The organism is Evansella vedderi (assembly GCF_030813435.1).
In the GTDB taxonomy this organism is placed as follows: domain Bacteria; phylum Bacillota; class Bacilli; order Bacillales; family Salisediminibacteriaceae; genus Evansella; species Evansella vedderi.
Window position 1 is genome coordinate 118,068 of sequence record NZ_JAUSUG010000007.1, and the last position, 19,909, is coordinate 137,976.

Annotated in this window: 20 protein-coding genes; 12 read left to right on the forward strand and 8 right to left on the reverse strand. The window is 37.2% G+C overall.

Features of this window, described 5'->3' with window-relative positions; genetic code table 11:
* Positions 1–8 precede the first annotated feature (8 nt).
* The gene (locus J2S74_RS10430) at positions 9–1,145 is read left to right on the forward strand and encodes a M20 family metallopeptidase (RefSeq protein WP_307325143.1); all 1,137 of its coding nucleotides are present in this window, start codon (positions 9–11) and stop codon (positions 1,143–1,145) included.
* Positions 1,146–1,184: 39 nt separating this feature from the next.
* Here J2S74_RS10430 and J2S74_RS10435 read toward each other — a convergent pair whose 3' ends face one another.
* Both J2S74_RS10435 and J2S74_RS10440 read right to left on the reverse strand, forming a co-directional pair.
* Positions 1,185–2,162: an NAD(P)H-dependent flavin oxidoreductase gene (locus J2S74_RS10435; RefSeq protein ID WP_307325146.1), complete on the reverse strand. Its 978-nt coding sequence runs from the start codon at positions 2,160–2,162 to the stop codon at positions 1,185–1,187.
* Positions 2,163–2,307: 145 nt separating this feature from the next.
* Entirely contained in the window at positions 2,308–2,874 is a 567-nt protein-coding gene (locus J2S74_RS10440; protein ID WP_307325148.1) for a TetR/AcrR family transcriptional regulator, read from the reverse strand.
* A gap of 115 nt (positions 2,875–2,989) precedes the next feature.
* Between J2S74_RS10440 and J2S74_RS10445 the strand changes: the two genes are divergently transcribed.
* The 4 genes from J2S74_RS10445 to J2S74_RS10460 all read left to right on the forward strand — a co-directional run bounded on the left by J2S74_RS10445 (position 2,990) and on the right by J2S74_RS10460 (position 9,350).
* On the forward strand, positions 2,990–5,074 hold the full coding sequence (locus J2S74_RS10445; RefSeq protein ID WP_307325150.1) for an efflux RND transporter permease subunit: 2,085 nt from the start codon (positions 2,990–2,992) through the stop codon (positions 5,072–5,074).
* A 2-nt stretch (positions 5,075–5,076) separates the two neighbouring features.
* Complete coding sequence (locus J2S74_RS10450) at positions 5,077–6,915, forward strand: YhgE/Pip domain-containing protein (RefSeq protein WP_307325153.1); 1,839 nt, start codon at positions 5,077–5,079, stop codon at positions 6,913–6,915.
* A 307-nt stretch (positions 6,916–7,222) separates the two neighbouring features.
* Positions 7,223–7,465 (forward strand): hypothetical protein, encoded by a 243-nt coding sequence (locus J2S74_RS10455; RefSeq protein ID WP_307325156.1) that lies wholly within the window; start codon positions 7,223–7,225, stop codon positions 7,463–7,465.
* A gap of 682 nt (positions 7,466–8,147) precedes the next feature.
* Entirely contained in the window at positions 8,148–9,350 is a 1,203-nt protein-coding gene (locus tag J2S74_RS10460) for a S8 family peptidase (RefSeq protein ID WP_307325158.1), read from the forward strand.
* A gap of 84 nt (positions 9,351–9,434) precedes the next feature.
* Here the strand turns inward: J2S74_RS10460 and J2S74_RS10465 are convergent, their stop codons facing one another.
* Positions 9,435–9,707, reverse strand: coding sequence for a DUF1292 domain-containing protein (locus J2S74_RS10465; protein ID WP_307325161.1), 273 nt, complete (start codon positions 9,705–9,707; stop codon positions 9,435–9,437).
* A gap of 177 nt (positions 9,708–9,884) precedes the next feature.
* Between J2S74_RS10465 and J2S74_RS10470 the strand changes: the two genes are divergently transcribed.
* The gene (locus tag J2S74_RS10470; protein WP_307325164.1) at positions 9,885–10,112 is read left to right on the forward strand and encodes a hypothetical protein; all 228 of its coding nucleotides are present in this window, start codon (positions 9,885–9,887) and stop codon (positions 10,110–10,112) included.
* A 68-nt stretch (positions 10,113–10,180) separates the two neighbouring features.
* Here J2S74_RS10470 and J2S74_RS10475 read toward each other — a convergent pair whose 3' ends face one another.
* Together J2S74_RS10475 and J2S74_RS10480 are read right to left on the reverse strand one after the other, a co-directional pair.
* Positions 10,181–11,293 carry an ABC transporter permease gene (locus J2S74_RS10475; RefSeq protein WP_307325167.1) on the reverse strand — a complete coding sequence of 371 codons (1,113 nt, stop codon included), beginning with the start codon at positions 11,291–11,293 and terminating at the stop codon, positions 10,181–10,183.
* A 1-nt stretch (position 11,294) separates the two neighbouring features.
* The gene (locus tag J2S74_RS10480) at positions 11,295–12,257 is read right to left on the reverse strand and encodes an ABC transporter ATP-binding protein (protein ID WP_307325169.1); all 963 of its coding nucleotides are present in this window, start codon (positions 12,255–12,257) and stop codon (positions 11,295–11,297) included.
* Between the two features lie 152 nt (positions 12,258–12,409).
* Here J2S74_RS10480 and J2S74_RS10485 point away from each other — a divergent pair, with 152 nt between their 5' ends.
* The 4 genes from J2S74_RS10485 to yjcZ (J2S74_RS10500) all read left to right on the forward strand — a co-directional run bounded on the left by J2S74_RS10485 (position 12,410) and on the right by yjcZ (J2S74_RS10500) (position 13,649).
* Positions 12,410–12,685 carry a hypothetical protein gene (locus J2S74_RS10485; RefSeq protein ID WP_307325172.1) on the forward strand — a complete coding sequence of 92 codons (276 nt, stop codon included), beginning with the start codon at positions 12,410–12,412 and terminating at the stop codon, positions 12,683–12,685.
* Positions 12,675–12,908 (forward strand): membrane protein insertion efficiency factor YidD, encoded by a 234-nt coding sequence (yidD, locus tag J2S74_RS10490; protein WP_307325175.1) that lies wholly within the window; start codon positions 12,675–12,677, stop codon positions 12,906–12,908. The genes J2S74_RS10485 and yidD overlap by 11 nt, the downstream gene beginning before the upstream one ends.
* Positions 12,909–13,305: 397 nt before the next feature.
* The gene (gene yjcZ / locus J2S74_RS10495; RefSeq protein ID WP_307325177.1) at positions 13,306–13,407 is read left to right on the forward strand and encodes a sporulation protein YjcZ; all 102 of its coding nucleotides are present in this window, start codon (positions 13,306–13,308) and stop codon (positions 13,405–13,407) included.
* Positions 13,408–13,517: 110 nt separating this feature from the next.
* Positions 13,518–13,649, forward strand: coding sequence for a sporulation protein YjcZ (yjcZ, locus tag J2S74_RS10500; RefSeq protein WP_307325180.1), 132 nt, complete (start codon positions 13,518–13,520; stop codon positions 13,647–13,649).
* A 250-nt stretch (positions 13,650–13,899) separates the two neighbouring features.
* On the opposite strand, the gene hprK is transcribed toward yjcZ (J2S74_RS10500), so the two are convergent.
* The 3 genes from hprK to J2S74_RS10515 form a co-directional block, all read right to left on the reverse strand.
* Positions 13,900–14,823: an HPr(Ser) kinase/phosphatase gene (hprK, locus tag J2S74_RS10505; RefSeq protein WP_307325182.1), complete on the reverse strand. Its 924-nt coding sequence runs from the start codon at positions 14,821–14,823 to the stop codon at positions 13,900–13,902.
* A 154-nt stretch (positions 14,824–14,977) separates the two neighbouring features.
* Positions 14,978–15,772, reverse strand: a complete 795-nt coding sequence (locus J2S74_RS10510) for an alpha/beta fold hydrolase (RefSeq protein ID WP_307325185.1) — start codon at positions 15,770–15,772, stop codon at positions 14,978–14,980.
* Positions 15,773–15,782: 10 nt separating this feature from the next.
* Entirely contained in the window at positions 15,783–17,255 is a 1,473-nt protein-coding gene (locus tag J2S74_RS10515) for an alkaline phosphatase family protein (protein ID WP_307325189.1), read from the reverse strand.
* Between the two features lie 258 nt (positions 17,256–17,513).
* On the opposite strand from J2S74_RS10515, the gene yunB reads away from it, so the two are divergent.
* Both yunB and J2S74_RS10525 read left to right on the forward strand, forming a co-directional pair.
* On the forward strand, positions 17,514–18,347 hold the full coding sequence (gene yunB, locus J2S74_RS10520; RefSeq protein ID WP_307325192.1) for a sporulation protein YunB: 834 nt from the start codon (positions 17,514–17,516) through the stop codon (positions 18,345–18,347).
* A 377-nt stretch (positions 18,348–18,724) separates the two neighbouring features.
* Positions 18,725–19,900 carry a hypothetical protein gene (locus J2S74_RS10525; RefSeq protein ID WP_307325195.1) on the forward strand — a complete coding sequence of 392 codons (1,176 nt, stop codon included), beginning with the start codon at positions 18,725–18,727 and terminating at the stop codon, positions 19,898–19,900.
* Positions 19,901–19,909: the final 9 nt, after the last annotated feature.

Here is a 19,909-nt window from a genome sequence, read left to right on the forward strand (position 1 = left end):
ATGAATCAATGCAATCCTATATTAAACAATCCGAGAAAGACATGTTGTTCATGCTTGAAAAACTTGTAAATATCGATAGTGGTTCCTATAATCGAGAAGGTGTCAATGAAGTAGGAGCACTAATAAGAAACTATTTTGAGAGTATAGGTTTTCAAGGGAAAGCTTTACCAGGGGGAGAATATGGGGATCACTTACTGATTGAGCATCCAGAATCTATTAATCCTTCTATTATACTTGTGGCACATATGGACACTGTTTTTCCAAAGGGGACGGCCCACAAACGTCCTTTTAAGGTAGAAGGTGACAGAGCTTATGGACCAGGTGTCATTGATATGAAGGGGAGTCATGTTACCCTCTTGTATGCTTTAAAGGCGTTAACTAACGATGGGCATGGAGACTGTTTAAAGAACTTACAAATACTTTTTAATAGCGATGAAGAAGTTGGGTCCCGCTCTTCCCGTTCTGTTATTGAACAATTATCTAAAGGGAAAAAGTATGCAATCATTATGGAGCCTTCTAGAGAAAGTGAGACGATCGTTTCTGCTCGTCGGGGAGGTGGAAGATATACCGTCCATGTAAAGGGAAGGGCATCCCATGCAGGAGTAGCACCAGAAAAGGGGCGTAATGCCCTTGAGGTATTAGCACGGAAAATCATTAAACTTCATCAATTGAGTGATTATGAGAATGGGATCTCCGTCAGCGTTGGTTTAGCAGAAGGGGGAACGGCTGTAAATACCGTTCCTCCCGTGGCAACTGCTGAAGTGGATGTACGTATTTCAACATATGAACAGGCCGATGAAATTGAACAGAAACTAAAGGCGGTTTGTGCAGAGTCTGAGATGGATGGAACAGAAGTTACATTAAACGGGCATATAAGTCGACCCCCAATGATGAAAAATGAAGGGACCGAAGAATTATTGTCTGTTGTTAAGGGGATTGGTAAGGAGTTAGGAATTACAATTGAAGATAAAACCACAGGGGGAGGTTCTGATGCTGCATTTACAGCAGCTATGGGAGTACCAACTGTAGATGGTATAGGTCCAATTGGTGGTAATGCCCACAGTGAAGATGAATTTTTATACGTTCCTTCTTTACAGGAGCGGACATATCTTCTAGCAAAAACAATTAAAAGATTATCCGATTAAAGGAAAAGAGACAAGTGCAATGGCACTTGTCTCTTTTATTTAAGCTCTAGTGTTGACCAACGTATGATCAAAACTGGAATACTCACTAACAATATTATCAATAATCACCTTTACTGGCAGAATATCATTGATCTCATGCACTCTTGCCCCGCTAAAGACAAGACCCTCCTCCGCATCTCCATCTCGAGATTTTAGGAGGGAGTCATAAATACAAAATCGATGGGAACATTTCTTTAAGCAGGAATAACATTTATCTATCTTAACCTTCTTATCATGGCTAATTCTTTCTGTAAAGGCGTTTTTAATGGCACGTCCCTCTAGGCCAACAACGGATTTGATTAGGGTTGTGTCCCCTTTTTTCGTATTAAGGTATTTTTCTTTAAAGGACATTGGTGCATCACATTCTACGCTAGCAACAAACCTAGATCCCATTTGAACTCCCGAGGCACCCATATCAATGGCTCGTTTTACATCTTCTCCGTTTATAATACCTCCAGCAGCAATAACAGGAATGTTAACGGCCTCCACAACCTCTGGTAATATATCAAACAGAGGTCGATCTGTTCCAAGGTGGCCACCTGCTTCAAATCCTTCAACAACAACAGCAGCTGCACCTAGTCTTTGTGACATTTTTGCCAACTTTGCTGAAGAAACGATGGAGATCACTGGTATATTGTATTCTTTTCCCCAAGAATACATATCTCTTGATATACCTGCACCGGAAATAATGAAATCAACCTTTTCCTCCATGGCTGCTTTCATGGTTTCCGCAAAGTCTGTCATAGCATAAAGCACGTTGACACCTATGTAACCGACACCTTTCGTTAACTCTCTAGCCTTTCTAATATGCCCCCTCATTTCATCAATAGGAATTCCTGTACCTGATATAATTCCTATTCCCCCTGCATTGGCAACAGCTGAAGCTAGGCCACTTAAGGATATCCCAACACCCATTCCCCCTTGGATGATTGGTACTCTAGGCTCCATGTGCGCAATTTTCAATTGTGGAAAATTCATTCACTCACCCTCATTTCGTCAATAGTAAACAATGATTGAAGCTATATGGCCAATAATAGCAATAGAAAATCAGAAAAGCAATTGACATTTGTCATGTGTTTCTAATACTAGGTTATATTTTTTGCGGTTGATAAGGAGAAGGGGATCAACCAAAGGAAGAAAAACCTTTATTGGTCAGTCTAATCATTATAACCGCCATTTCCTTCGGAGATTTTTCCATGCCATTATTCAACCAATTTTTGATTACTTGTATGCCTCCACTAACAGCAAACAAACTTAAATACTCAGAGATTTCCGAATCTATGTCACTCATAGACATCCAATTTTTTACCGTATAGTCGTGGGCGACCTTCATCACTCGTTTTTGAAAATTAGCATCACCATGTTCACTTAACAATGTCCTACAAACATCACTGTTAGCCGCCACATACTCTAATAGCTTCTCTGTCATTTGTAGCGCTTCTTCTTCCTTGTTGTAATTGTATTTACTAAGGGTTTTGTTCATATCTTCGATGATTTCCCCTTCAATTTGGTTGAGGAGATCAAACTGATCCTTGAAATGGGAATAAAAAGTGGAGCGGTTGATGTCAGCAACCTCACATACTTCTTTTACTGTAATAGTAGAGATAGGTTTTTCTTTTAATAATTGCATAAGACTTTGTTTTAGGACCATTCGGGTATATTTTTTACGTCGATCCATTTTAGAACTCAATTTATATCCACCTTTCTTATGATATCCAACACATACGTAGGATTTTGTTGGAAATTTAACAGATAATACTAAACTGTTTGTTGAATAGACAACACGGTGTCATTATAATTGTATAATGGTGAAGGTGCAAGGGGAGTTGGTAACGATCGACATAACAGCAGGAATAGTCAAACATAAAAAAATAGTCGTGGTTGCTTTTATGATTATTGCTGTTATATCCGCAATCGCACAATTTTTTGTATCCGTTAATTACAATATGGTAGATTATCTGCCTGATGAGGCCCAATCTACTATTGCAATTGAAATAATGGAAGAAGAATTTACCGCCTCTGTTCCAGATACGAGAGTAATGATTAATGATGTTTCCGTACAGGAGGCGCTTATATATAAAGCGAAACTTGCTGACATCAACGGAGTTTCTGATGTTATCTGGCTAGATGATGTAATAGATTTGAAAATACCATTGGAAATGGCAGACCAGGAAATTGTGGAATCCTATTACAGAGGTAATAAGGCATTGTTTTCCTTAAGTATTCGAAATGGCGAGGAAGTGGAGGCAACGGATGCCATTTATGAACTGATCGGTGAGGATGATGCCATGGCAGGTGAAGCATTGGATACGGCAACCTCGCAAAAAATGGCTGGAACAGAAGCCTTTTATGCAGCCGTATTGCTAGTTCCTATCATTATCATCATACTTGTTTTATCCACAACATCTTGGATAGAACCTGTGTTTTTTCTCACAGCCATTGGCGTATCCGTACTTATAAACTTAGGAACCAATATCTTTATAGGGGAAGTTTCCTTCGTTACACAGTCTGTAGCCCCCATATTACAGCTTGCTGTATCTCTAGATTATGCTATTTTTCTGCTCCATTGTTTCTCAGACTATCGAAAGAAAACGAATAATCCAGAAGAAGCCATGCAGCTTGCCATGAAAAAAACTTTTCCAGCCATTGCAGCTAGTGCAGCAACAACCTTTTTTGGATTTACAGCACTAACTTTGATGCAATTTGAAATTGGTTCCGATTTAGGAGTAAACCTCGTAAAGGGTATCGTCCTAAGTTTTATCAGTGTCATGGTATTTTTACCTGCGTTGACTCTATTGTTTTTTAAATGGATGGATAAAACACAGCATAAAAGCTTTGTTCCAAGTTTTAAAGGAATCGGGGAGTATGTCGTAAAGATTAGATTTTCTAGTTTGATACTGGTATTCCTTGTTCTTATACCAAGCTTTCTAGCACAAGGTAATACCACCTTTACGTATGGGTTAGGGGAACAGCCCGAAACCACTCGTGCAGGTAGTGATTATAAAGTAATTGAAGAGGTATTTGGACAGTCAACCCCAATTGTATTACTTGTTCCGAAGGGGGAGTTGGTTAGGGAGGAGCAGCTAGTCCAGGAATTAAATGAATTGAATCATGTTACAAGCATCATTTCCTATGTAAATACGGTGGGTACTGTCATACCGCCTGAATATCTCGATGAATCCGTTATGAAAGAATTTTTTTCGGAAAATTATAGTCGAATCATTATTTACACGGACCTCGACAAGGAGGGGGACGCTCCCTTTGCCTTGTTGGAGAAAATACAGGAATTGGCAGCTTCCTATTATGGGGATGAAGCCCTTAGTCTTGGGGAGAGTGTGGCTTTATATGATATAAAAAATACAGTCTTAAAAGACAATACTGTCGTGAATATGGTAACAATACTGGCCATTACTGTGGTTTTACTAGTTACATTTAAATCCATATCTATTCCAATTGTTTTGCTCTTGACCATTCAGTCAGCCGTTTGGATCAACTTATCGGTTCCGTATTTCACAGATACTTCCTTAGTTTTTGTAGGATATTTAATTATTAGTACGGTACAGCTGGCAGCTACGGTTGACTATGCCATTCTCCTAACCGAAAACTATAAAGAACATCGGAAGGTAATGTCAGTCTTACAAGCGGTTAAACGAACGCTAGATGAAAAAATATTCTCCATTTCCATTTCTGCTTCTATTTTATCCAGCGTAGGGTTTATTCTTTGGATAACGTCATCTAATCCGATTGTTTCAGCAATAGGATTACTCCTTGGAAGGGGAGCATTACTTGCCTTTGTTTTGGTCGTTTGTTTTTTGCCTGCCATGCTGTTGACTTTTGATAAATGGATTAACAAAACAACCTATAAAGCAAACTTTTATGAGGGGAAATGATAATGAGAAAAAAACAATTATTAATGATTAGTCTAGTTTTAGTGCTTATCTTGCCTTTTATTCTAGTTAATGCCACACCAAACGTTGGTTCCACTGAAAAAACAACTGGTGAGCAGCTTACCGATGGGGAAATTGTTTCAAAGGATGAAGTGGTCTATGCCACATTAAGGGCTACTGGAGAATTGGATGAAATCTATGTGGTAAATATACTAGACGTAACGAAAGCAGGAAGCCTTGTAGATTATGGAACGTATTCCACAGTAAAAAACTTAACGGATTTATCAGAAATAGAGAAATTAGATGATAAGGTTAGGCTTACGGCTCCAACGGGGAAATTCTATTATCAAGGGAATATGAATGATGGAGAATTACCTTGGAATATTGCTGTTACTTATTTTCTGAACGGAAAAGAAGTAGACCCTAAGGAACTTGTAGGAAAAGACGGGAGTTTCCAACTGAAAATAGAAACTGCCCCTAATGAAAATGTGGATGCTTCCTTCTTTGAGAATTATGTAGTACAAATTTCCCTTGTCCTATCCCCTGAAAAGTTTGTAAACATCCAGGCCCCTGATGCAATGGTTGCAAATGCTGGGAAAAATAAGCATGTTACTTTTACTGTAATGCCGGGGCAAGAAGTTGATTTGAGTTTAATTGCTGATGTAGTGGATTTTGAAATGGATAGCATTGAAATTTCTGCAATTCCATCTTCAATGGCTATTGATGTGGATACAGAGGGCATGACAGATGACATCAAGACCTTAGTAGAGGCCATTGAACAAATCCATAATGGAGTTACTGAGTTAAGAAGGGGAGTAACGGATTTAAACAAAGGGGTTAGAAGCCTCCGTGACGGTTCCGCAAAGTACCGTGATGGAATGGTGGAAATTAGTGGAGCCTCCTCTGAACTCATTGAAGGATCCGTAATGATCAACGAGATGTTGAAGAATATGAGTAACTCCATAAGTGAAAATTTAATGGACCACAATATGTCCGAGTGGGATTTAACTGACTTGGAGAATTTACCCGAAGGATTATCTAATTTAGGAGGTACGCTGGGAGAAATAGCAGATGAATTGCAAATACTTGATGGGAACTATTCCGATACCTTTAATGAATTAGATCAAGCTATGAAAGAGATACCTAACAACTCCATTTCAGACGAGGAAATAGAACGGCTATATGAAAGTGGAGTAGATCGAGAAGTTATGGATAGATTGGTAGAGACCTATACGGCAAGTCAAAGGGCAATAAATGCTTACGATAATGTTAGGGGTAATTTTAATGAAATGGAAACTACTCTTAATGAAACTAGTAATTCTATTAGGGATTGGAGTAATTCACTAAATTCCATTTCTACTAACCTTGGTGATTCTTTAGAAGAAATGGATATATTTGATTTCATTGAACAATTGGAGGAGGGATTATCTGCCTTTTCTACTAATTATGAAGAGTTCCATAATGGCTTAATTAGTTATACAAATGGGGTTGCCGAATTATCAGACTCCTACAGGGATATTCATTCAGGAATAGTCGAACTGGCAAATGGAACAGGTGTTCTTGAAGGTGGTATAGGGGAACTTGAGGATGGCACGAAAAAACTGTACGAATCAACTAATAGATTACCGGATCAAATGCTTGAAGAAATTGACAGGATGATTGGAGATTTCGATAAGTCTGATTTTAATCCTGTGTCGTTCGTATCACCGAAAATCAAAAAAATCAATTCCGTACAGTTTGTCATTAAAACAGAAAAACTGAAAAAAGATAAAGAGGAAATTGCGATAGAAGATGAAGAGGAGCCAAAAGGTTTTTGGATTCGACTTCGAGAGCTATTTTTCTAATATAAATTTGATTACGGAGGGTGTCTTAAAAGGTTAAAACCATACCTTTTTGTACGAAAAATATGTTTAAATATATCGTTTATTTTCAAACGAAGTTGATTGAAGCGTAAATCAACTTCCAAATTTAGCACATCCAAAATAGTTTTCATTTATCGTAGTGTCTATAAGGACATGGGAGTTTGAGACCCCTATTTGTGAACAAAATATGAACTTTTATCAATATGTAAAAATAAACACATCCTTTTAACTATTTTCTTGTTAATCTTAACCAATAATAAAACAGAAAATATTAATTGGAGGGAAAACAATGAGCTGTGGTTGTTCTGGAAATTTAAGTGATGGGCAAGCAATAGTGGATCATGTAAAAAGTAAGGGAAAACAAAATTTTTCCCCAAAGGTTCCACATATCATTAGCTGTGATTGTGGAGAGGCATTTACACTAGAGACGGTTATTATGAACTGCCCTAATTGTGAAATGACATTTGTAGTAAAACCATGTGGATCCGCTGATGTTAACAATATTAAGCAAGCAGGCATTAAATATGCCTAATCCAATTCTTTAAGAAGCTATCGATAAGAAAAGTGCCTGTTCCCTTGGGTTAAATCTCTTGAGTACAGGCACTTTTTTATAACTACGAACAAAAGCGCAAACGCCTTGCTCACGAGGGACAACTTCAGTAACTCATCCACAAGAATAAAAATATTACTTACTAAAGCAAAAAAAAGACGCCACGGAGGACGTCTTTTGGTACTATTGCGGCGAGAGACAACACTCCACATTGTGCTTACCTAAAAAGGCCAGTCAATCTCGTCTTACGCAAATTAGCTCATCGCTAAATTAGTATAACATTGTATAAGGGATATGGAAAGTTGAAAAAAATGTAAAATTATTTCTTTGAAGGATACGAACAGTAAATAGAACAAAAGAACCAGAATTATTCTCAAATGGAATTGACCTTGGAATCGAGTTAATCTTGGGGCTTCAAAAATTACAGTAGTAGGCCATACAACGATAGAGGAACTCGAAAAAGCAGGTGCCTTTTATTTTAAAAGTAATAGATGAAAAGGAAGGCAAGGGAGGCAGGTTTCCTTTTGGAGGCAATAGGGAATTTTGAAAGTTTATTTGGTAATCTGTGATTTATTTTTAATAATGGTCATTAACCGTTTCCTTTCTTCCGTTCGATGAATAGGTTGTACAAACTTTTCATTGAATGGAAGAGGGGATGATTATTGTGTCCGAATATTCAAATCAACTGATTATTTGCTTTAAACCAAGGACACGTAGAACTACATGTTTAAAAACACATAGGGAATATGGAGCTGACCTTATTGATGAAATTAAAGAGCTTGGTCACCATATTGTGAAGGTACCTCCAAATGAGGTCAAGTCCTGTATATCAAAATATACTTCTTGTCCATATGTTCGTTTTGTGGAGGAAGATCTGTATATCACAACAGAACCGATTGATAGTACTGTGGAGCAAACACCAGTAACAACAAACAATAATAAATCATTGACCAATGATCCCTCCCTTGAAAAACAATGGGGACTCTTAAGCGTTAATGCGCATGAGGCTTGGGGATTATCACGAGCTAATGCCAATTTAGCTAGGATCGCTATTTTAGATAGTGGAATTGACCAAAATCATGAGGATTTAAGGGGTAAAGTAATAATTAATAGAAACTTCTCCAATTCTTCAACTGTTAATGATCTATATGGACATGGTACACATGTCGCAGGAATTGCTGGAGCAGTGACGAATAACCGTATAGGGATTGCAGGAATAAGTTTTAATGCAGCACAATTAATGAACATTAAAGTATTAGGGGATACTGGCGGAGGTTCAGCTAGTAATGTTGCTAAAGGAATTATATATGCAGCGGATCAAGGGGCCCATATCATCAATCTTAGCCTTGGAATGGGAACTAGAAGTGAAACCCTTCGAAATGCAGTGCACTATGCACATAATAGAGGGTGTTTGTTAGTGGGATCTGCTGGGAATAATTCATCTTCGGGTGAGAACTATCCAGCTGCATTCAGTCAAGTAATCTCTGTTGCAGCAACAAATAAAGATAATGAATTGGCAAGGTTCTCTAACTATGGATCGTGGGTGGATTTGGCCGCACCAGGTCAAGCTATATTATCTACATTTTTCAATCCATCCAGTAACGAGAAATATAGGACTGCATCTGGCACGTCACAAGCTGTTCCCTTTGTCAGCGGACTGGCTGGATTAATTAAAGGAACCAACCCTAGATTAACAAACAGGGATATTGGTTCGATTATATTCCAAGCAACGGATAGATTACCGGAATTATCTGGAAAAATACGTTATGGAAAAATCAATGCATTAAAAGCGATGGAACTGGCTAGGATTTTTTCAAGGGAGAAAATGAGAAGACACAATATTCCACCAGCATGGCTAAATTACTAGCTTTTTTATTATAAACTGAAAATCATTGTAATGTAGATAGGGAGTCTAAAGGTTTTAAACATACCCTTAGACTCACTCCTTTCCCTATTCTCCTTCTTCGTCCATTTGCTCATCAAATGTTGAAGAGACCCTTTCAAACTCAGCATCGTTCTCAATTGCTGACAAACCACCATCATCATCTACTCTTAGAAAGAAAACATCAATATCATCCTCATTATCTTCCTGTAGATCATCTGCGAAAGTAACTGCTACATATTCCATATCTTCTATTGTCATAACAGCTAATACTTCTACTTCTTGATCTTCATCGTTTTCATCACTAATGACAAATATTTCTCCCACTTCGATTTTATCCATTATTTCAACTCCATTCATCTATAATTATTTATCATCACATTATTATCAGCCATAAAGACCAGGTTTAAACGATAGCCTATTATTTTTTACAATAAATTTATTAAGCGGGGAAAAGGAGTAGACTTGTGGAAATAATGGCAAAATAGAGCTTAAAGGATAAAGGAGGGGGAGAATTAAATGGAATCGTACGAAATACATGACATGATTATTGATAATGAATTGGAGGGGGAAGAATCGGTAACAGTGGCCATAGCATATAATGGTGAAGATTATTTAATTACATTTAATAAAGCAGATCTAGAGATTATCAACAAATGGATTTTTGAGGATAATAAGTCACTTCCAGCGACTTTACCAGAATATATTATAGAATCCTTAAGGGAAGAGATTAAGCGGTTTATATAATTTTTCCTTGTGGTTTTTGAATAACCTGCCTCCTAGAAAAATCATTTGGAGCGGAGGCAGGTTTTTTCTTATCTTGCTGCTACAATTGATTTTCTTTTATATAAGAAAGAGCCAATTAAAAAGGTAACGGCCCCCCAAAGAACCATGATTCCAATGCCGAACCAAAGGCTACTGGAAAAAACACTGGTGGAGTAGACCATACTTTCCCTTAACCCTTCAACGAAATAGGTAAGGGGGAGAATATTGGATATTGGTTGAATCCATTCTGGCATAGTTTCAATCGGAAAGAATATACCACTTAAAAACATCATGATAAAGCTGAAAATGTTTGCTACTCCCATATAGGCTTCTGAAGTTTTACTGAAGGAAGAAAAAAAGTATCCTAAAGCATTAAATGATAGGGCGCCAAGTAAAAAAACAATAAGAAGACTTGGGAAGTTAATGTATAGGTTAGCACCGAAAATAAGTACACCAATGAGTGACAATAAAATAATTTGAATGATACTAAATAATAATCTCATGACCATATCACTTAAACCAAAGATGTTCATATTGGCAGGTGTCATGCGTAGCCTTTTAATCAACCCTTTACGACGCATTTCCACTAGATCTACCATTCCAAACATTCCACCTTGAGCGATGGCTAGGGCAATCATCCCAGTAAGGAGAAAGTCAGTGTAATTGATCTCGTTACTTCCAGAAGTAATGGATTCGAATTGTAATTCATATGTAGGGGTCGCACCAACAGCAGTTAGGTTTGCTTGTTGTACCAAATTATTTAACATCCCCGATAGGGCTTGCGTGGTTACCCCTTGCTCGTTTTCTCTATTAACAACAAGGAGGATCGAGGTTGCATCTTCTCCTTCAGGTAACACAATGGCAGCATGGACTTCTTGGTCCTTTACAAGTTCTTCTGCTATCTCCCGAGTTACAGGTTTACCGTTTTTCACTTCCAATACAGGAATTTGACTAATTTGTTGAAGCATCATTTGTGAGCCTGGATTCGGATTTTCATCAACAATAGCCACTTTTGCGGAAAATTCATTATCGGAACTGCCACTAAAAATAACCATAAAGATGGTCATCAAGATAACAGGGAAGAATATACCCCAGAACCATGCTTGTTTCTCACGAAAAGTTAATTTAAGTTGAGCTACGAACATTTCCTTAAATTGCTTCAAATTAATCCCTCCATTCTTTCCCAGTAAACGTAATAAAGACATCTTCTAAGCTCATTTCGCGTATGGATACTTGTTCAACATGATAGTTCTTTTCTTTTGTAAATCCAAATAAGCTATACAATGTATTCTCTGGGTCTGTTGACCAAAGCTTTAAAGACCTGTCTTTTCGTTCTGTTCGAGTGACGGAATCTAGGTCTTTAGCAAAAAGGCATACTTCTTTTGCAGCATCTGTACCATCAAGGAAGGATAATCGCACTTCCCTTTCTTCTGTGAGCTTTTCAATAAGGGCAGCGGGTGTATCTAATGTGACAATTTTTCCTTGATCAACAATGCAAACACGATCACTTAACTTCTCCGCTTCTTCCATATAATGTGTCGTTAGAATTGTCGTTTTCCCCAATTCCTTTAGCTGCAAAATAATATCCCAAATATTACGTCGAGCCTGAGGATCAAGTCCCGTTGTAGGTTCATCTAGGAAAATAATGTCTGGATCGCTTATCATTGCTAGTCCAATGGCAAGTCTTTGCCGTTGACCACCGGATAACTTTTTTACGTGGTTGTTGCGATGATCCGTAAGGTTTATTAATTGGAGGATTTCCTCTGTAGGTCGGGCCTTGTCATAGAATGTAGCAAAGAGATTTAGGTTCTCTTCCGGTGTTAATAGATCAAACATGGCACTAGATTGAGGTTGTACACCGATCTTCTTTTTAATAGTATTTCCGTGGTTATTCCAGTCTAGTTCCCCAAAGCGGATTTCTCCACTGTCTGGTGAAACTAAGCCTTCAATCATTTCCAATGTTGTGGTTTTACCTGCACCGTTTGGTCCAATGATCGTAAATACTTCCCCTGCATTCACTTCGAAACTAATATCCTGAACAGCATGGATGGAACCAAATGATTTCTTTAAGTGCTTTACTTCTAAAACGGTCATCGTAATCTCCTCACCTTCATGTGATTTCAACATATGTAAATACGTTAAACTTATTAAAAGGTTTCACATCTTTCTATTTATTTTTATGTTGTTGCCTATATATGGCGAAAAATATTTCAAACCAAATTTGTAAATTCTATGTTTAAAATCATATGTAGAAATGAATCAATAGAGGATGTGATGTTTTGGGAAAAAAGATAACAGAAACAAAATGTTCATGCAAAGCTTGTGGTAATGTATGGTATTACGGAAAAGATGAAGAATTAAGTAATTTAGGAGATAGGTTACAAAATATAGGAAGTGAGATGAGTAACATAGGGAAAAACATGATGTGCTGCACCGGTTGCTTACCGGCCCTATTTATTCCAGAAAAACAGCAGACAGCTGTAAAAGATTTGAACAGTTGTCCAAAATGTCACTCTAAAGCAGTTGCAAAGGAGAAAGTGGTCCATGAAGTTTAGCAAGGTAGTTTTATTTTTACTATTAGAGATTATACGATTTTATCAAAAGAGAATATCACCCATAAAACCTAAAAGGATAAAGTGTCGATTCTATCCTACGTGTTCTCAGTACGCCGTATTATCATTAAAAAAATATGGTGTTAGAAAGGGAATTTTAAAAATAATTAATCGTTTGGTGCGCTGTCGGCCTGACAATTATGAAAGTTGTATAGATTTTCCTTAAAATGAATTTTGGTGGAGAGAAAACTCTTTAAGTTGTTTTAAGTCTAATACTCTATTGTATTAATGAAAAAAGGGTTGCTAGGCAACCCTTTTTAAAGGAGGTATGCAGCATGAGTCACACTAGGTGCAGCTAGGTGCTCCAACTATACATATTGTATAGTTACTTTATTTTATTAAATGTAAAATTAAGTGCTTGTTTCTATAACTAGATTTTATAATTTTTGGCTATTAACTATGTATGCTATTTACTAGTACATTTGAACATATTTCTAAATCTAGTAAGACATATAACTATATTCACAAAAAAGTGGGACAAATCCTATACCAATACTCGCTTTTAACATAAATTATTATAGAGGTTATTAAAAATCCTCAAATTAATTGTAAGGGGGGATATTATGACTCATATAACAAAATTTCCTGATGCTTTCGCATTTGTTGTGGTGATCTTCGTGCTTCTTGTTATCATAGGAGCCGTTGTCGTGAGACCTTACTATTAATAATAGGTAAAACAAAGGTGCTAAGTTCCTTTGTTAAACTAATTTACTAGGACGCAATTTAAGTCAATAAACCATTTTTAGGGAAAGGATTTTGAAAGGAGGGAAATGGAATGTCATATTATGGATATGGCTATGGTTGTGGCTATGGACCAGTGTATGGATACGGATTTAGAACAGGCTTTGCCTTAGTTTTAGTGCTGTTCATCTTGCTTGTTATCATTGGAGCAGCTATAATTAGATAATGTTGTGATTGCCCCCGATGCAGCATAGCTTGAATCCATTGGGGGCTTTTTTTGCTAGTAATATTTTTGTCTTACATAGGGAGAGAAACTTCTATTTATATTTATGTTCATGGGGAGTATCATGTTTTTTGATTATTTCATTAAATAAACTTCCGTTAACATCAGGAGATTGATTTTTTGATAGAGCCATTGCTCCCATTAATTTTTTTAATTCCCCAACAGTAAGTGGTCGTGAATCAGGCTTATGTTGCTATTTTTTATACTCCTCTTCCAGCCTTTGAATGAATTCTTCTGCTGCGCTGTATCCTTGCTTCTTTAAAATCCAGTTATGTACCGCTGCTTCTATTAGGCCTGCCACGTCACGCCCGGGCTGTAGCTGGATTTCAATAGAAGGTATTTTCACTCCCATGTATTCTGAGTATTGAGTATCATGGTCGAGCTCATTATTTAAATCATCCTTTTCCCATTTCGTTAAAGTGATATCCAGGGAAATCCGCGTTTCTTCTTGAAATGCTTTTTGCCCGTATAAACGAACCACATTTAACAAACCGATGCTTCGGAGAGCGAGAAATTCTTTTGTTTTTTCATCATGAGTACCAAGAATCGTTTGTGGACTAATTTTCTTTAAAACAACCACGTCATCAGCAACTAGTCGATGCCCTCTGCCGATTAACGTATGGGCAGTTTCACTTTTTCCTACACCAGATTTTCCCCGAAGTAAAATGCCAATTCCCGAGACATTTACACAAACACCATGAATAGAAAGCTCCGGTGCTAGTACATTTGCTAAATAGGCTTCTAAATTAGCAATAAATTCAGAAGTAGCTTCCGGTTTTTTAGTAATTAATAAAGGTATTTCTTCCTCCGTGCAATGATGTTTTAAATAAGTAAGTCCCTCTTCTTCTGCTGTAACAATAAAGCAAGGGGGGTGATAGTGAACAATATTCCCAATTCGCATTTTACGTTCTTCATGACTAAGCTTATGTAAATAAGTAACTTCCTTTCTTCCGAGAACTTGTATTCTTTCCGTTGGAAAAAACTCAAAATGACCAACAAATTCAAGACCTGGTCGATGAACTCGTGACTGTGAAATTGGTTTATGTAAATGCTTTTCTCCAGCTAAAATTTTTAACGAAAATATTTGTGCCAAATTTTCTACGGTTATTTGCTTCATCTATTTCACCATCCTTATTCCATACCATATTCTGTACCTTGTAAATATAGTGAAAAAAGTAATACTCTTAAAATATATCACATTTGGGAATAGAGGGATATTTTAACGGATGAAGGTTTGTAGTTGGCATAGCAATTACAGGCTTTCTCTAGTGTTACTTATTAGGAGAGAAAATTAAATCTTTTCGTTTTAGCCAGCCTCTTATTAAAGCATTACACGCGTGAGGGGCTTTTGTTGGAACTTGGTGTTTAACTCCGCTTATATAAACGACTTCGATGTCACGAACTACCTTACGAAAAAAATGTTGATAGTTTTGTAGGTAATAATCCCTAGAACCATACATTAAGAGGATGGGTACGTTAATTTTATGAAGTCGGTCTGCACTGCTATAAGACAATCCAACTTGATATTGTTGTGCAAGCATATGTGGGTCTGATTGGATAATTTCTTTATAAAGTTCTTTCGATGCTTTAGTATCTGAAAAATGATTTTTTGCAAGAACGGATGCTAAGATGGTCATAAACTCTTTTTGAGCAGCCCAGATACCTATTTGATATTCCATTTCTAATAAAAAGCTTCTAACTTCATAATAGCTCCCAATAAGTATGAGCCCGTCAGTTCTTTCAGGATAGGAAAGTGCAAATTCCTGAGCAATGCTAGCTCCATTGGAGTAACCACAAATAACTCCTTTATTTATGCCATTAGTATCTAATACTCTTTTCACATCATATGCTAGTTGTTCCATTGTCATTGGTTCAGGGCTTCGACCACTTTGACCATCTCCCCTTATGTCAAAGGTAATTAATTTGCATACATCCATTAAGCTGAGTTGATAACGAAATACTAAATGACCTATCCCAGGTGGAGGTATTAATATTAATGGGGTTCCGTTACCAATTGTTTCGTAGTAAATAGATGGATTACTATTTTCTTCTTGTATATACGGCATCTGTTTATTCCTACCTTTTATGGATTAAACGGATAATCCACTCTTTCAAATCAACTACTCGCAAATACTCTGGTTTAGTATCTGTACCTGTCACCATAAGGGGGATCAGAGAATCATCTTTATGAAAGCCTCCATGACTGGCACCACCTGGGTGACGCGGTGTACTTTCTCCAATAAATTCATGTCCCGGTTTAACGGACGTAACGATAAACTCTCCTTCGTGTGAGTGAAGAGCACTATGTAACCGCTTTAAGGCATCAGGATAATTGTCATAAAGAATTTTATTATTTTGGATTTTAATATCAAGAATAGAAGGGTCTCCTTTGATTGTCCACGAATGATTGTATGGATCCGTATACTCTCCCTTTTCCGTAAACTGAAAACTTCCCTCGCTGGAAGCAACGTGAATCCATTCCTCTTCCCTCCAAGCAATGACATCTATTCGTGAATCCATCTTTAATTTTTCGGCAACCAACTTTAAAGGAAGTTTTTCAAGGTTTAAGGAGTAAACAAAACTGGATCGCAGATTTATACCAAGGACAATTTGATCCTCTGGTTTGACACCTTTTCGAAGTTTTGTGATTTTATATGGCCTTAATAGTTGGTGCAAGTCAACAAGAGCTTTCTCTTTATTGTCTCCAACTTTTGCTTGTCCATTATCGCCCATCAAAATCCAGATGTTGTTTTCTAAAGCTTCATTCCATGAAGGAAATGCACCCAATATTTCTTGTAACTGTTGATCCATTTCCTTAATACCTTTTGTATCCATTGGCCCACGTTTATGAACATTTTTATCGTGATCAGGTAAATAGACGACAGAAAAGTCTGGTATCTTTCCGTACGTGACTAAATAGGAAAATTCCTGTGTGGAAAATTTATTATTAAAGCCATACTTGTTCCATAAACGACTGTACTTAGAAGCGGGGCCTATTTTTTTCAACCTGCCGTAAGTAAATTGATAAGGGGCGGAGGTTTTAATAGATTTTTCAATATTTACGAAAAAACGAAGTAGTTTTGGAATTTGCAATTCCGTTTGTACAGATCCTCTGTACATCAAGGTATTAATGGAAGCAGAGGTTTTTCCAGCTTGATGTATCTCTTCGTGTATGGTTGTAAGATTGGGATTTAAGTGCTCATTATTTAATCGATATAACCCGTCATAAAGACTTCTTGATAAACCAAGTTTATACAATTCTCTCACATGGGTACCGTAATTAATAATTCTATTCTCCCTTTTGTTAAACCAAGCTAGTGCAGGTACTCGGTGTTGATCGGCATAATGCCCTGTAAGTAACGTGCTTTCCACATTAACAGACATAGTGGGGAAGGGGGTAACTACGTCAGGAAAATATTGAGCATGATCCATAAAATAGCTTAGTGCAGGTAACATTTCTTCCTTTAACGCACGTTGAAAAGCTTTATCCATCAAGGTGTCAAGCATGACCATGATAACATGTTGTTTAGGCTGACTCTTAGAAGCCATTGTAATCATCCTTTATAAGTTCTATTGAGTAATGCTTTTTAAGGTGGAATTGGAGAAATACTAAGTCCCACTGAACAGGGGGTTTTTGAAATTAGTATGGGAAAATAAAGGGGGATTATGTAAAGAAGTGCTGAAGTAGAGGGAAAATTTGATTCTTTGCTTGTAATTAGTATTTATCTTAAAATTAAAGCTATCCTCAAGATAATAAGCTGTCCCTTTCTGCATATGTATTAGGTAGGAAGGGGGAAGTACAATTAGATGAAGAAATTCCGCACGTTCCGTCCCCGAAGGAGAAAGGGACCATTACCCTTTAAATATGTATTTTTAATTTCTTTTCTTATATTTAGCTTCTTAACGATACAAGGGCTTATTATTGTAGATAAGGGTATTAGGCCAGCGTTAATGACCATTGCCCAAACGGAAACACAGAGAATAGGTACATTAGCAATCAATGATGCCATGTCTAAAAAAATTTTAGAGGACTTAGGATTTGAAGACCTTGTTCAAATTGAAAGAGATAATAATGGGAATGTATCTTTTATTCAATTTAACCATGTAACTTATAACAGAGTGATGGTGGAAACGGTCAAGAGAGTCCAAAGCTATCTAAATGCTATTGAACATGGAAATGTGAGAGACGTTACACTACCAACGGAAGTAAATGTGGAACAGCAAGGGGCTACCTTTTCAGAGGATGGAATCATCCATATGATTCCGTTAGGGCAAGCAACGAATAACGCATTATTAGCCCATTTAGGTCCAAAAATTCCTGTAAGGCTATCTGCTATTGGTGATGTGAAGGCTGATTTTGGACAGGATGTAATTAGTACAGGTATAAATAATACAGTAATTAATTTAACCATTGAAATTGAAGTAGATGTAAGAGTGGTCATACCATTTGCTACGGACGAAGAAGTTATCAAAACTTCTATACCGGCAGCTAATGTTTTTATAGCAGGGCAAGTCCCCGAATTTTATAGCAGAGGTGGTAGCGGTTTTGGGGCAGGTATTATTCAAACCCCACGTGAAAATGAAGCTAGCGGAGGAGAAGTAGAAACAGCGGAAATTGAAATTGTTGGTTCTGATAATTAAATATTACATTTAATTACCATTAAGTTTATTAAGGTATATAAATTGAAAGTGTCTGTCCTCTGTAAAGTTTATGTGGCACAGGCACTTTTTTCTTGTTATTCATTTACTAGGGACAGAAATCATTTTTATACAGGTATTAACTAAGTGTAAGACCTATGGACTAAAACTTTTATCCTGTAACAATCATATATTTAGAAAAAATTATGTCGTATATTAATAGATTATCACGAAGAAACGAGCATAAATTCCTGAAAGTTTAATACGAATTGACTTACGTATTTGTAAGCGATTACAATCTTATTAACAACGTTGTTATTATGTTGAATGTCATAAAGGCCGATGACGTTTAAAAAAATTGAATATAGGGAGTTGGATAAATGGAAATATTCTCTAAAATGTTTATAGCATTTCTCGCTGTAGTATTAGTCTTTAGTAATTTTTCGTTAAATAGCTTTGCAGAAAATAGAGATGTCAATCTTCCAGATCCATCGGACTTGGAATGGAAATCCATTACCTTTGGTCAGTCAACAGATTTAAATTTTTCAGCTAATGTTTTACCAGAGAAAGTAGGGGTTAACTTTGCTGACCCGGAATTTCCAGGCACGATTGATGGAAAGATTTTTATGGAAAGTCGTGGTGGGAAGCTTGCACCAGGTCATGATGGTTTGACTTTTTACTATACAACTCTTGATCCCAATAAGCATAATTTTGTTCTTGAAGCAGATATTACCTTTGAACAGTTGGGTCCTGAAACTGGGGCTAATCCAAATGGACAAGAAGGTGCTGGGATTATGGTTAGGGATTTAAATGGTGGAGCACGTCAGGATCCTATGATTATGGGATTTGAAGAAGTGCCTGCAGCATCCAATCTTTTTGCGGTTGGCTTAATGCGTCACGGTATTAGTGCTCTAGCAAGAACGGGAGTTGTTGAACCTTGGGGCAACCTAGGTAGTACGTGGAATAGGGATGCGATTCCTGGAGTACCTTCTTTACCAATGGGAACACCTGTTAGACTAAAGCTAGAAAGAACAGATTCGGAGTTTATCATGTCTGCTACATTTACTCACTTAGAGGATAGCCCAACGTATGAAAGAAGCTTTGCTGGAGCAGATATGGTACAAGTGATTGATCCGAACCAGATGCAGGTTGGTTTCTATGCATCAAGAAATGCTGCTATGACTGTTGAAAATGCTAGGATTACGTTGAGTGAAGCGGATACTGTTCCAACACCTGTCACACCGCCGAGTCCACCTGCTGCGTTTATGAATATTGTATCATCTGCTGATTCTGGCGCGCATGATTATGAATTAAGAGCATTGGCGAATTACGACGGAGCTTATTCTGTTTGGAAAGATGAAGTACAGGTAGTAACAGATAAGGCGGTCGGAGCGAACGAAGCGTTCACCTATAATGCAGCTTTAGCAAATGATACTACAACGTTTAAAGTAGAATATACTCCAATAGGGGCACCATCTAGTAATAAAATAACTAGAGAAATTACAGTAAATAAACGAATTTTTAATAGTGGAGAAGGTTTATTCGTATCACCATAAGGCAACAGT